Genomic DNA, 13390 nt, shown 5'->3' on the forward strand with positions numbered 1-13390 from the left:
ATTGCTAACATTTAATCACGATATCCATTTGGGTTTTGTTTTTGCCAGTTCCAACTATCAGCCAACATATCTTCCAAACCAAATTTTGCTGTCCAACCCAACTCTTGCACAGCACGTGCATTATTGGCAAAAGACGTTGCAACATCACCCTCACGTCGTGGTGCAAATTCAAATGGAATTTCTATACCATTCACTCTTTCAAATGTATTTTTAATTTCTAAAACTGAACAACCATTGCCTGTACCAATATTCCAAGCACGACAACCTTGAGCATTTAAACGATTATTCAATGCACATAGGTGCGCATTTGCTAAATCAACAACATGAATATAATCACGTACACCTGTGCCATCAACCGTGTCATAATCATTACCAAAAATAGAGAGTTTTTCACGACGACCAACAGCAACTTGTGTCACATAAGGCATTAAGTTATTTGGAATACCTTGTGGGTCTTCACCCATTAAGCCACTTTTATGTGCGCCTACAGGATTAAAATAACGTAATAGTGCAATTGACCAACGCTCATCGGCTTGAGCAAGTTTTTCTAATAATTGTTCAACAATCAGTTTGGTATAACCATAATTATTACTTGGCATCCCTGTTGGCATATCTTCATTCAGCGGAGAGATATTTGCCTCATCATATACAGTTGCAGATGAACTAAAGACCAAATTAAAAACATTGGCGCGTTCCATCGCTTGAACTAAGCTAATTGAACCCGAAATATTATTTTCAAAATACTTTAAAGGAATTTTCTGACTTTCACCCACGGCTTTTAAGCCTGCAAAATGAATCACTGCATCAATCTGATGATTCTGAAAAATTTGGTCTAAAACAACCTCATCAAGAATATCACCCTCTACAAAATCAACTGATTTTGCAGTAAGTGTTTGAACTCGATTTAATGCTTCTTTTGAACTGTTTGATAAATTATCTAATACAACAACATCATGTCCTGCATTTAAGAGTTCTACACAAGTATGCGAACCAATGTAGCCCGCGCCACCTGTTACCAAAACCTTAGACATGTTCTTTCCCCATTAAAATATGTATTAAACCTTGTGTAGATGCATCAAGTGTCGACAAATCAGTTTGCTCACCATTCAAAATTGGCAGTAATTGATTGGCGATTTCTTTGCCCTTTTCTACACCCCATTGATCAAATGGGTTGATATTCCATAATACAGACTGTACAAAAACTTTGTGCTCATACATCGCAATGAGCATGCCTAAACTATAAGGATTCAACTCTTGCATCAAAATAGTCGAGCTTGGTTGATTACCCTCATATTTTTTATATTCAGGTAAATCTGCAACTTCGTTTTGATCTAGTGCTTCATTACCAAAAGCCAAAAGCCGAGATTGTGCCAAGCAATTAGACAGCGCTAAATGATGTTGTTGAATAAGCGCTTCAGCGTTATCCACATAAGTAAATTGCTGACTGTTATAACGCTTTACAGGCGCAATAAAGTCACTACTTACCGACTGCGTCCCTTGATGTAGCAACTGATAAAATGCATGTTGGGCATTTGGGCCCACTTCACCCCAAACAATTGGGCAAGTATCCCATGCAACTTTTTCGCCATCTCGCTGAATCGACTTACCATTCGATTCCATTTCCAATTGCTGTAAATATGAAGCAAAGTATTTTAAGCGACCATCATAAGGCAGCACCGCATGAGTTTGAATATCTAAAAAATTATTATTCCAAGCACCCAACAGCCCCATCAAAACAGGAATATTTTGATCAAAAGAAGCCGTTTGAAAATGCTGATCAATTGCATAAGCACCTGCCAACAATTGCTTAAAGCCTTCCACACCAATCGTCAATGCAATGGGTAAACCAATACAAGACCATAATGAATAACGACCACCCACCCAATCCCACAATAAGAATTGATTTTCAGGTGCAATCCCCCAAGCGGTCATTTTCTCAGGCTTTGTTGAAACACCAATAAAGTGATGCTTTAAAATTTGTTGATCTTGACCCAGTGCTTTTTCTAGCCATAAACGTACAGTTTGTGCATTAGATAAAGTATCAATCGTGCCAAAAGACTTCGATGAAATAATAAATAGCGTTGTTTCAGGTCGTAGCTTATGCAATAAATCTGAGAGCTGACTTCCATCAATGGTCGAAACAAAATGTGTATTTAACGGCTTTGCTGTGGTTTTCTTAAAATCCGAAAGCGCATGACTCACCATGAGTGGACCTAAGTCAGAACCACCCACACCAATATTGACGACATCTTGAATGACTTCACCCGTTGCACCACGGTATTGCCCATCATGAATTTTATTCACTAAGGCATACATGCGATCTAACTGTTCATGTACTTGAGATGCTAATTCAGGATGCACTTGATCATTTTTAGGCAAACGAAGTGCCCAATGCATCGCAGCACGATTTTCTGTGTAATTGATTTGTTCAGTTGAAAATAAGCGTTTAATCCACGGCGTTAGATCTTGTGCATTTGCCCAAGCGGCCAAACCTTTTAATACATTTTGATTAATACGATGTTTACTAAAATCGAAAACAATTGGAGATAAAGACACAGAAAAATTTTGAAAACGTGTCGTTTCTTCAGCAAATAATTCTGTTAAATGCTTTTTCTCAAATTCAGTTTTTAACGCCTGTAAATTCTGAATCACCGAATCTAAACTTTCGACTGGATAAGGATGAATTTTACCAACCATTAGCGCCCCACCCCCATATATGCAAACCCTTGAGCTTTAACATAACTTGGGTCATAAATATTTCGACCATCCAAAATAAGCGGATGATTCATTGTTTTTAATAATATTGAATAATCTGGACTCCAATATTGCTTCCAAGCAGTCAATAAACAAAGTGCATGTGCATTTTGAGTCGCTTCATATTGGTCTGTACAATAAATTAAATCTGCACGCTGACCATATTCTTTTTCAATTTCAGCCAAAGCTTGGGGATCATGTAATTTTACAGTAACACCCTGTGCCCATAACGCTTTTAACATGGCATGAATTGGAGATTGTTGAATACGGGCTGTATTTTCTTTAAATGCCGCCCCCCAAATTGCAACCGTTTTACCGCTTAAATCACCATGGAAATAGTTCCACAATTTGCGGAATAAAATTTCTTTTTGTTGCTCGTTAATGTCCCAAACTTGTGCCAATAACTGACTTTTCGTGCCTGTATCGGACACTGTATTCGACAAAGTTAAAATATCATGTGAAAAGTTTTCACCACCAAAACCCGCTCCTGGATATAAATACGATGTACCAATGCGACTATCTGCCGCCATACCTTGGCGGACATGTTCAATATCAATCCCTAGTTTTTCTGCAACCACAGCTAAATCATTAATATAACTAATGCGCGTTGCCAACATGCCAGAAACACTAAGTTTGGTAAACTCAGCATCAAGTACAGGCATAAATAAATACTGATGTGCACGTGGAAAAAGCGGTCTTAAAAGCTCTTTAATCTTATTTTCACTACGTTCAGAAGAGCTACCAACAATCAATTGTTTAATTTGAATTAAACTTTGTAAAGCATTACCTTCTTGAATAATATCGGGTAAATAGACCCAATCATCTTCCGACAATACTTTTTCAAATTTCTCTGTACCATGAAGCCCTAAAGTTGAAGCATTAATCATTAATTTAGGGTGAATGATTGGACGTAATTTCAACTCTTTTAGAATTTCAATGCTTTTCGCTTCTTCCGTTGGATTAAAACTAAAGAAGTAAGCATCAATATCTAAAGGGATATGTGAAAAGTTGCAATAGGTCAAAAAACCGTTTTCTTGTTGCGTATCAAGCAAACGTTTTACCGCTTCATCTTGCGTATAAGCTTGTTCTGTTATTGGCTTTTTTAGTACATCACACCAAAATACTTGATGCCCACACTCAGCCAACAAAGCCGAAAACACACCTGAATAAAGGGTTTGTCCAAATACTGCAACTTTCATAAAAGGTCCTTTTCTATAGTTTTAATTCTTTGATGAGATCCTTAAATGCATCACCAAGTTTAGGATGATCTACACCATAATGAAGTACAGCTTTTAAATAGCCAAGCTTACTACCACAGTCAAAGGTTTGACCTTTCATACGATAAGCTTCAACAGTATCTGTTTCTTGCAACATCGCAATTGCATCGGTCAATTGAATTTCATTACCTGCACCTTTTGGTGTTTGTTCAAGTAATTGCATAATTTTTGCAGGTAAAATATATCGACCAACCACTGATAGATTAGATGGTGCCGTACCCACAGCAGGCTTTTCAACAATACCTTGCATTTGAATGCTATGACCTTCCGCAGGTGTAGACGCAACATCTACAATACCGTATTGATCAACTAAGTTATCAGGAACAGCTTCCACCATAATTTGAGAAGCTTGTGTTTCATTAAAACGCTGAATCATCAAACTCAAATCATTGGTTTCAGATGGATCTTTCACTAAAACATCGGGTAGTAGAACTGCAAAATCATCATTACCCACCACAGCTTTTGCGCATAATACTGCATGTCCCAAACCTAGCGCTTGTGGCTGACGTACACTAATGACGCTGACATGAGGCGGTAAAATTTCAGTAATTTCTTTAAGTAAATCAATTTTCTTTTTATTTTCTAACGTTGTTTCTAATTCAAAATTACGGTCAAAATAATTTTCAATAGATGCCTTTGAAGAATGCGTCACTAAAATAATTTGTTCAATACCAGCAGCAACAGCTTCTTTCACCACATACTCAATTGCAGGACGGTCAACAACGGTCACCATCTCTTTTGGAATTGACTTACTTGCAGGTAAAAAACGTGTACCCAAACCTGCAACAGGAAGAATGGCTTTTTTAATGCTCATAACTTAACTCAAATATATTTATAGGATTAGTTTACCTGAATCTGATTACCACGGTGATAACCATCGACATAATGTTCTAATTGAGTCAGCGCCCAGTTCACATCATCTTCAACAGCTGTGAGTGATTCAATTCGTTCAAATGTTTTTAAAATGTCTTCTAAAAGGTAATGCTTTTCATACGATCTTAAAATACGGCTATGTTCTGTTGTTTCCGTATTTTCTTGATCAATAAGTAATTCCTCATATAATTTTTCACCCGGACGTAAGCCTGTATATTGAATTTCAATATCACCATCTTGAGTATTTGCATCTTTCACTTTTAAACCGCTGAGTGAAATCATTTGGCGTGCTAAATCCTGAATACGTACAGGTTGCCCCATATCTAGCAAGAAAACATCCCCACCTTTACCCATCGCACCTGCTTGAATAACCAACTGAGATGCTTCAGGTATGGTCATAAAGTAACGTGTCACTTCAGGGTGAGTCACGGTAATTGGTCCACCTTTGGCAATTTGCTGTCTAAATAAAGGAACAACTGAACCAGATGAACCCAAAACATTACCAAAACGAACAATGCTAATTTGCGTTGTATTTTGTGCCTCAGCCATTGCCTGACAATATAACTCTGCCAAACGTTTTGAAGCACCCATGACATTGGTCGGACGCACCGCTTTATCTGTCGAGATTAAAACAAAGGTTTCAACGCCCTGTTTGACTGCTGCATTTAAGCTAAAAGCTGTACCCACTGCGTTATTTTTCAAGCCTGCAATTGGGTTGCATTCTACCAATGGCACATGCTTATATGCCGCTGCGTGATAGACTGTTTGTACTTGATATTGCTGAATCACACGTTCCAGTTTCCGCTGATCAAGCACTGTGCCCAAAATTGGTACAATGTCTTCATTCGACAATAAACGTAATTCTTTTTCAATTTGATACAGTGCAAACTCTGTCATTTCATAAATAATCAACATTTTCGGCTGATTTTTAATAATTTGACGACACAGCTCCGAACCAATAGAACCGCCTGCACCTGTGACCATCACCACTTTATGATGAATATTTTTGGCTAAAAGCTCTGATACAGGTGGAACAGGATCACGTCCCAATAAGTCAATAATATCAACTTCCTGAATATCTGAAATGCGGACTTCACCATCTACAAGACGGGTTAAACTAGGTAGCTCGGTAATTTTCAGATGCGTAGGTTCTAAGAATTTAATAATTTCACTTTTACGTTCACGACCGACCGATGGCAACGCAATTAAAATTTCATCAACCGTGTCTTTCTTTAAAATTTTAAGCGCATGTCGAGGATGATAAACTTTTAAACGCCCGACCATTTGACCCGATAAAGATGAATTGTCATCAATAAAAAATACAGGTAAATGTTCATCTGACTTATTTAAAAGTGCAGCAATTTGCTGTCCTGCGAAACCCGCACCATAAATCGCCACACGTTTACGTAGTACATCTGACTGGAAATGCGAACGTACCACAAAACGAATTACACCGCGGCTAAACCAAATCCATGCAAACATCATGAAACCAAACATGAGCGGAATAGACATTGGAATAAATGCAGGCGTTAAATATGCCAAAAGATATAAAGCAAAAACAGTTAAAGATGTCGCAAGTGCTAATTTAGCAATAAGTGCTTCATTAAAGGTGCGAACAATAAACTTATAAACACCACATGCCACCAAAATCAAACTGGCAATCGCAGCAACCCACAGCGGACCAAATGGGATATTTGGCACAGCTTCTACACCTAAATTCACCAAACGAATGGCATAACATAGCCAAATCAGGATGGGGAAAATAAGAAAATCCATCAGCACCAAGAAGCTTTGCTTCACAATACGAGGTGCTGTAGATAGTGGCAGAATGATTGATTTCACAGAGTAAGATTCGATCCAAGCATGTGTTGTTTTAGGGAAATAAACTCTCTAGCTTTAAACACTATTTTAAATGTTATACGCCAAATGATTATACCTGAGTTCATCATTTGGCGAATCTTTTTAGATTTGAGCAATCACCTGTTGAATCGCATTCACAGTTTTCTGAATACTGTCTTCAGATAATGTCGGATGAACCAAAAACATTAAACTTGTTTCGCCTAATGCTTTTGCATTTTTTAACGGTTTTTCAGGACGCCAATTTGTGTCATCGAATGCTTTTTCTAAATAAACTTCAGAACAAGAACCACTAAAGCACGGCACATTGAGCGCACTAATTTCTGCCATGATGCGATCACGTGACCAGCCTTCAGGTAAAACATCAACATTCACTTGCACATAACATTTATATGCTGCATGCACATAATCAGAAGATGGTTTTGCTACAGTAAAATATGGATTATTTTCAAATATGGCTTGAATACGTGCCATATTGGCATTACGTTTTGCAGTCCACTTCGGCATCTCAACAAGCTGTAAACGACCAATGACCGCTTGCATTTCCATCATGCGCCAGTTTGTACCAAATGAATCATGCAACCAACGGAAACCCGGTGGATGTTGTTTGTTATAAATACTGTCGTAGTTTTTACCATGATCTTTATAAGACCACATTTTTCTCCAAAGCATTTCATCATTGGTGGTGACCATACCACCTTCACCACCTGTGGTCATAATCTTATCTTGGCAGAAAGACCATGCACCAATATGACCAATTGAACCCGCAGGCTGACCTTTGTACATTGCACCATGCGCTTGGGCACAATCTTCAATCACGAAAATGCCTTTTTCTTCTGCCAATTGCATGATTGGATCCATATTACACATCCAACCTGCCAAATGTACACAAATAATGGCTTTAGTCTTTGGCGTAAGCATCGCTTCAATCGTACGACGTGAAATATTTTGTGAATCAAGTTCAACATCCGCAAAAATTGGATTTGCCCCTGCGGTCACAATTGAACTTGCTGATGCTAAGAAAGTACGTGATGTCACAATCACATCATCGCCTGCACCTACGCCCAATGCTTTTAGGGCTAAATCTAGGGCAACCGTACCATTAGCTACAGCTACTGCATGTTTCGTTCCTGCAAATTGAGCAAATTCCTTTTCAAATTCGCGACATTCTTGACCTGTCCAATAATTCACTTTATTCGACAACAGAACTTTTGATACCGCGTCTGCTTCAGCTTGAGTAAAGCTTGGCCACGGTTCAAATGCAGTATTTAACATGGATTTTTCCTAGTTTAAAATTTATTTTGGTTCGACAATGCGAGCCGGATTGCCGACTACAGTGACACCTGCAGGTACACTTTTCGTCACGACAGCGCCCATACCTACAATTGCACCTTTTCCAATCACCAAAGGCTTTTCAGGTGTTCCCTGTTTAATTACAGCACCTGCACCTATATAAGCATGATCTTCAATATGAATATTGCCGTTACATTTTACGCCTGGTGCAAAGGTAACGAAATCACCAATAACACAATCATGCTCAACATAACTATATAAATTGGCGTGGAAGCATTTTCCAATTTTAATATTTGAAGTAATGCTGACAAATGGACTAATTGCACAACCTTCGGCAATGTCTGTTTCATCCATCAACACGGCGTTATCTGCAACTACAGACCACAATGCAATACCATCTTCACTTAAGCGATTTGCTAATTTTTCACGCACACGACTATTTGCAATCGCGATGAGAACCGATTTTTCTGATGTTTGTTCTTTTAGAAATTGCGCATAGTTCATTGCACGATGACCATTTACCATGGCAATGTCCGTCAGTGCATCATCAATAAAGACAATTTCTGATGCATCTTGTTCTCGTGCTAATTGCTGACGGGCAATGGGCATAAGACTACGTCCACACCCTGAAACACCATACACAGCACAAAGTTTAGTCATTTTTATGTTCCACAGTACCTGTGAATTTACTCATAGTCACTTCGCCTTCAGCACTAATATCGTCTTTTGCGAGTACTTTCTTCACTGTTTTTAACATGATTTTGAAATCAAGCCAAAGTGATTGATTTTCAACATACCATGTATCAAGTTCAAATTTCTTTTCCCAAGAAATCGCATTGCGCCCATTCACTTGCGCATAACCTGTAATGCCTGGACGTACATGATGACGTTTGGCTTGTTCTTCGTTATACAAAGGTAAATATTCCACAAGTAATGGACGTGGTCCAACTATGCTCATATCGCCTTTAATCACGTTCCAAAGTTCAGGCATTTCATCCAAACTTGTTGCGCGAAGCATTTTCCCAAAAGGAGTTAAACGCTCGCTATCTGGTAACGGATTGCTATTTGCGTCAACAGCATCTTTCATGGTTCGAAACTTAATCATTTCAAATGGTTTACCATGCAAACCCGGACGCACTTGACGGAAAAGCACAGGCGAACCCAAATTCTTTTTAACTTTGCGAGCCACAATAAAATAAACAGGCGACAATAAAATCAATGCGATAGATGCAATCACAATATCAAGTAATCGTTTGATCATGGCAAAATTCCCATCTCTGTCATCATATGCTTATTCACTTGATGCACATCATATTTATTCAATGCAATTTCACGTGAACGCTGTCCCATGTAACGAATGAGTTTCGGATCTTCTATGAAATACTGCATGGTTTGTACCAAATCATCGACCGATTTTACCCCAACCAAATAGCCATTTTGACCATTGATTACCGTTTCACGACAACCCGGTGCATCTGTGGTAATAATCGCTCGACCCATTGCCATTGCTTCTAAAACTGTGCGTGGCGTGCCTTCGCGGTAAGATGGTAATACATACACAGAACTTGCCTGAATCGTAGGACGTACATCACTCAACTTGCCCCAATAATTTACCGTTTTATCTGCCACCCAAGCATCGAGTTCGGCTTGTGAAATTGCAGATGGATTATCATCAATCCAACCCACCAAATGAAACTCTGCTTCAGAATGCTTCGCTTTTACAATACGTGCAGCTTCTGCATATTCACGTACGCCTTTATCTCCAAGTAAACGAGCAATCAGTAAAAAAGATGCTTTAGCTTCGCCTTCATCATTTTCAGGCAAAGGCATAACATCAAAATCTTGAACATTCACACCTGAGCCGTTCACGACAACCGCAGGTTTTTTGGCATCGAGTAATTTCATGTCGTGAAAAAGCTTTAAATCATCAGGGTTTTGAAAAAAGACTTTATCGGCAAATTTCAAAGCTTGGCCATATAAATGATGCACCATTTTTTGGAAAATACTGCGCTTACCCGATTCCACATTTTGAAATGCATAACCTAGCCCTGTAATCAGCGCAAAGCTATGTGGAACTTGCGCTAAACGAGCTGCGAATGTGCCATAAATGACAGGTTTAATCGTATAAGAAAGCACATAATCGGGCTGAATGTGACGCATCAATGCAACCAAAGCCAATAAGGTTTTTAAGTCCTGAATAGGATTGGTTCCTGTGCGTTGCATGGGTACCGAATGAACCTGATAGCCCATATTTTTGAGTTGTTCAAGCTCATGAGGAAAGTCTGTTAAATCGGGCGCGCAAATATGTATTTCATAACCTTTGGCATGAATGGCTTCTAATAATTTGCCACGGAAATTCAAGACAGATGGTAAAAAGCTACTCACCATTAAAAATTTCATCTGCTTTTACTCCACATTGCCAAATATTGTTGGCTCACACTTTCAATGCCAAAATTCTGCTCTACACGTAATCGTGTTGCTTGTTTCAATTGCTGTTTTTCTTCAATTGATGAATGTACGTAAGTCAAAATTGCTTGTGCTAATGCATCTGCATCGCGTGGTGGAACAATCCAACCGTGATCATTCACAATATATTTTGCATCACCAACATCGGTACTAATACATGGTAAGCCCGAAGCCATTGCTTCAACCAAAACATTCGGAAAACCTTCCGTAATCGAAGTCATTAAAAAGGCATCAATTGACTGATAAAACTCAGGCATATTTGAAACTTGATCAAGCAATTGAACTTGGTTTTTATCTAAGTTGTATTGTTCAAAATATTGCTTAATTTCAGGGTTTTCTAAATTCGCCCCTGCACCTGCAATTTTAAAAATGATCGGCTGATCTTTTAATTTAGTAATCGTTTCAAATAAATATGGATAGCCTTTTGCAGTGTGATAACGCCCTGCAAAGCCAATGACAATAGGCTCGTGAAGCTCTGAATTCGGCTGATATTTTTCTAGAACCACGCCATTGGCTATAACAGCAGAATTGGCATTTTTAAAACCAAATTTTTCATGCTGTTCTAAAGATGAATGCGCACAATAAATAATGCCTTCAGGCTTTTTCGCTAAAAATTTACTGAAAGCTAAAGCCACTTTTGTGCTAATGGACTCATCTTTTGGAGATGCCAACGAATGATGAATACCCCAAAAAACCTGAGGCTTATTATTCATTTTCAATGTCGCAAGAGAAGTCAGTGCATTGGCGTGATACATCCAACATTGCACAGTTTCAGGCACTAAACTTTCAAGTAAATTACGTAATTTCCCTACAACAGAAATACTATTTAAACCATTCCAACCCAAAGCATAATGAGATGAGCACATTGCCAAAGCATCTGCATAAACTTCTGAGGTTTTCATTAATGAAATAATGATGTGTTCACATTCATGCTGAGTTTGCTGAATCAAGCGAGACAGCATCATTTCTGCACCACCAACGCCTGCAAAATTGGTAATCACATGAACAACTTTCTGTTTTTTCAAGATGGATTCTCCATCATGTTCAAATAGCGTTGAAGTACATTTTGCTTATGAAATTGACTGCAATGTTGTTCAAACTCAGCTTCGCTATAATCGACATAATTTTCGAATAATGCCTTTTTCATGGCTGAAGTCATTGCAGTTTCATCATTACATTCGACCAATAAGCCGAATTTCGAATTCACTAAAATTTCCATTGGACCACTTGGGCAATTGGTACTGACCACTTTAATTTTTGAAGCCAATGCCTGAATTAGCACACCCGGCAAACCTTCCCAATTTGAACTTAAAACAAATAAATCAGCATATTTAAAATACGCATATGGATTTGGGTCAAAACCTGCTAAATCGACCACATCGACCAGATTTAAGTCTCGAATGAGTTGTTCAAGTTCGCTACGTAACTCCCCCTCACCCAAAATAAGTAATCGAGTTTCAGGATGCTCTTGATTCAACTTTGCAAATGATTGAATAAGAAAACTAAAATTTTTCGCTTCGGTCAAACGCCCGACTGCCATCACCACTTTCGTGTTTGCTTGATTGTCTGCTTGGAAAAAATGATGTGATGTTGGTGCTTTTAGTTTTTCAAAATAAGCATCATCAATAACAGGGTTATAAATGGTGATTAAATTTTGTTTTTGATATGCATAATATTCACGAAAATCATCCAATACCCCATTAGAAACACAGACCACTTGATCTGCCATTGGGTAGGTAAAATTCACTAAACTTTTTAAAATAAATTTCGATAGCCCTTCATTTTTCATATTTTTAGAAGGTGTCGAAACTTCACGAAAAATCATTTTTGTTTTTACCCCTGCTAATTTTTTAGCAAAGGCACAAATCACATTGGTATGTGTTTGAGTTGCAACAACACAATCGTAGTTTTCAGTTTGAAATCTTTTTTTCAAAGGAAATAAGGCATTCACTACACGCCCACAGTCAAAATTCACCAATTGAATTTTCGGGTTTACCTCAGGTAGTAACTTTCCTTTTTCACCATGAATATTACAGACAGCTAAATGAATATTTAGACCTTGTTCAACGAAACTATTTGCAAGTTGAATGACGGTACGCTCTGCCCCACCGCCCCCAAGCGTAGGTAAAAAGAACATGACTTTATTCAGCATAACAAGACCTAAAAAATATGAAATTAAGAGTGTTTTTGATTTTGCAATTCAATGGCACACTGCACACGTTCAGCATAGCCGTGAACATCCGCCAAGTCTGTATCACTTGCACAGGTTGCTTTAATTTTGGCTTGGTAATCTTCAAAACTTGATACCACTTTTGCAGGTACACCAATTGCCACAGAATTATCTGAAATGTCTTTGGTGACAACCGAGCCTGCACCAATCACCACGTCTGAGCCAATTGTGACACCCGGCATAATAATGGTATTCACCCCAATAAAAACGCGTGAACCCACTGTAATCGGTGCAAACTTTTGATAGCGCTTACCGTGTTCATCTTTAACCAAACACGTACTACCATCATGGGTAATAAATTTTACGCCCGATGTCACCGTTACATCATCACCAATATTCACTAAAAATGGTTCTGACCCCCAACTTCTAATATAAATTCGGCAACGCTCACCAACAACCACGCCTTTCTTACGTGCGTAAGCGACACTACCTTTTATAAAGAAATAAACTAAATCAAAAACTTGGCATAAAATAGCTTTTATAAATTTCATGACGAAAAACCTTTGATTTAGTGAGGGGAATTGAATTGAAACGGGTGATGTATCAATAAATACAATACAAAATCGAATGCACTTATTTTAACTGAAAATCTACTTTTCAGATATGACATGACCATTGAGGATATATGTATTGATGTCCG

The 13390-nt window shown here is 38.3% G+C and carries 12 protein-coding genes; all 12 read right to left on the reverse strand.

Going from position 1 to position 13390, the window contains the following annotated elements:
- Window positions 1–11: 11 nt before the first annotated feature.
- Window positions 12–1031, reverse strand: a complete 1020-nt coding sequence (galE, locus tag MZO21_RS12410) for a UDP-glucose 4-epimerase GalE (protein WP_248103241.1) — start codon at window positions 1029–1031, stop codon at window positions 12–14.
- Window positions 1024–2697 (reverse strand): glucose-6-phosphate isomerase, encoded by a 1674-nt coding sequence (gene pgi, locus MZO21_RS12415; protein ID WP_248103239.1) that lies wholly within the window; start codon window positions 2695–2697, stop codon window positions 1024–1026. The genes galE and pgi overlap by 8 nt, the downstream gene beginning before the upstream one ends.
- The gene (locus MZO21_RS12420) at window positions 2697–3953 is read right to left on the reverse strand and encodes a nucleotide sugar dehydrogenase (RefSeq protein WP_248103237.1); all 1257 of its coding nucleotides are present in this window, start codon (window positions 3951–3953) and stop codon (window positions 2697–2699) included. Before MZO21_RS12420 ends, pgi begins: the two co-directional genes overlap by 1 nt.
- Window positions 3954–3966: 13 nt before the next feature.
- The gene (gene galU / locus MZO21_RS12425; RefSeq protein ID WP_248103235.1) at window positions 3967–4845 is read right to left on the reverse strand and encodes a UTP--glucose-1-phosphate uridylyltransferase GalU; all 879 of its coding nucleotides are present in this window, start codon (window positions 4843–4845) and stop codon (window positions 3967–3969) included.
- A 26-nt stretch (window positions 4846–4871) separates the two neighbouring features.
- Complete coding sequence (locus MZO21_RS12430; RefSeq protein WP_248103233.1) at window positions 4872–6746, reverse strand: polysaccharide biosynthesis protein; 1875 nt, start codon at window positions 6744–6746, stop codon at window positions 4872–4874.
- 120 nt (window positions 6747–6866) lie between these two features.
- Window positions 6867–8036 carry a DegT/DnrJ/EryC1/StrS family aminotransferase gene (locus MZO21_RS12435; protein ID WP_248103232.1) on the reverse strand — a complete coding sequence of 390 codons (1170 nt, stop codon included), beginning with the start codon at window positions 8034–8036 and terminating at the stop codon, window positions 6867–6869.
- 21 nt (window positions 8037–8057) lie between these two features.
- On the reverse strand, window positions 8058–8714 hold the full coding sequence (locus MZO21_RS12440; RefSeq protein WP_248103231.1) for an acetyltransferase: 657 nt from the start codon (window positions 8712–8714) through the stop codon (window positions 8058–8060).
- Entirely contained in the window at window positions 8707–9315 is a 609-nt protein-coding gene (locus MZO21_RS12445; protein WP_248103230.1) for a sugar transferase, read from the reverse strand. The genes MZO21_RS12440 and MZO21_RS12445 overlap by 8 nt, the downstream gene beginning before the upstream one ends.
- Window positions 9312–10454, reverse strand: a complete 1143-nt coding sequence (locus MZO21_RS12450) for a glycosyltransferase family 4 protein (RefSeq protein ID WP_248103229.1) — start codon at window positions 10452–10454, stop codon at window positions 9312–9314. Before MZO21_RS12450 ends, MZO21_RS12445 begins: the two co-directional genes overlap by 4 nt.
- Entirely contained in the window at window positions 10451–11545 is a 1095-nt protein-coding gene (locus MZO21_RS12455; RefSeq protein ID WP_248103228.1) for a glycosyltransferase, read from the reverse strand. Before MZO21_RS12455 ends, MZO21_RS12450 begins: the two co-directional genes overlap by 4 nt.
- The gene (locus MZO21_RS12460; protein WP_248103227.1) at window positions 11542–12672 is read right to left on the reverse strand and encodes a glycosyltransferase; all 1131 of its coding nucleotides are present in this window, start codon (window positions 12670–12672) and stop codon (window positions 11542–11544) included. The genes MZO21_RS12455 and MZO21_RS12460 overlap by 4 nt, the downstream gene beginning before the upstream one ends.
- 23 nt (window positions 12673–12695) lie before the next feature.
- On the reverse strand, window positions 12696–13241 hold the full coding sequence (locus MZO21_RS12465) for an acyltransferase (RefSeq protein WP_248103226.1): 546 nt from the start codon (window positions 13239–13241) through the stop codon (window positions 12696–12698).
- Window positions 13242–13390 lie beyond the last annotated feature (149 nt).

This window comes from Acinetobacter portensis (assembly GCF_023158935.1).
In the GTDB taxonomy this organism is placed as follows: Bacteria; Pseudomonadota; Gammaproteobacteria; order Pseudomonadales; family Moraxellaceae; genus Acinetobacter; species Acinetobacter faecalis.

Bases quoted from the DNA above. Each gene is read 5' to 3' on its own strand.
- galE (WP_248103241.1), bottom strand. From the start codon at position 1,031: ATGTCTAAGGTTTTGGTAACAGGTGGCGCGGGCTACATTGGTTCGCAT.
- pgi (WP_248103239.1), bottom strand. From the start codon at position 2,697: ATGGTTGGTAAAATTCATCCTTATCCAGTCGAAAGTTTAGATTCGGTG.
- MZO21_RS12420 (WP_248103237.1), bottom strand. From the start codon at position 3,953: ATGAAAGTTGCAGTATTTGGACAAACCCTTTATTCAGGTGTGTTTTCG.
- galU (WP_248103235.1), bottom strand. From the start codon at position 4,845: ATGAGCATTAAAAAAGCCATTCTTCCTGTTGCAGGTTTGGGTACACGT.
- MZO21_RS12435 (WP_248103232.1), bottom strand. From the start codon at position 8,036: ATGTTAAATACTGCATTTGAACCGTGGCCAAGCTTTACTCAAGCTGAA.
- MZO21_RS12440 (WP_248103231.1), bottom strand. From the start codon at position 8,714: ATGACTAAACTTTGTGCTGTGTATGGTGTTTCAGGGTGTGGACGTAGT.
- MZO21_RS12445 (WP_248103230.1), bottom strand. From the start codon at position 9,315: ATGATCAAACGATTACTTGATATTGTGATTGCATCTATCGCATTGATT.
- MZO21_RS12450 (WP_248103229.1), bottom strand. From the start codon at position 10,454: ATGAAATTTTTAATGGTGAGTAGCTTTTTACCATCTGTCTTGAATTTC.
- MZO21_RS12460 (WP_248103227.1), bottom strand. From the start codon at position 12,672: ATGCTGAATAAAGTCATGTTCTTTTTACCTACGCTTGGGGGCGGTGGG.
- MZO21_RS12465 (WP_248103226.1), bottom strand. From the start codon at position 13,241: ATGAAATTTATAAAAGCTATTTTATGCCAAGTTTTTGATTTAGTTTAT.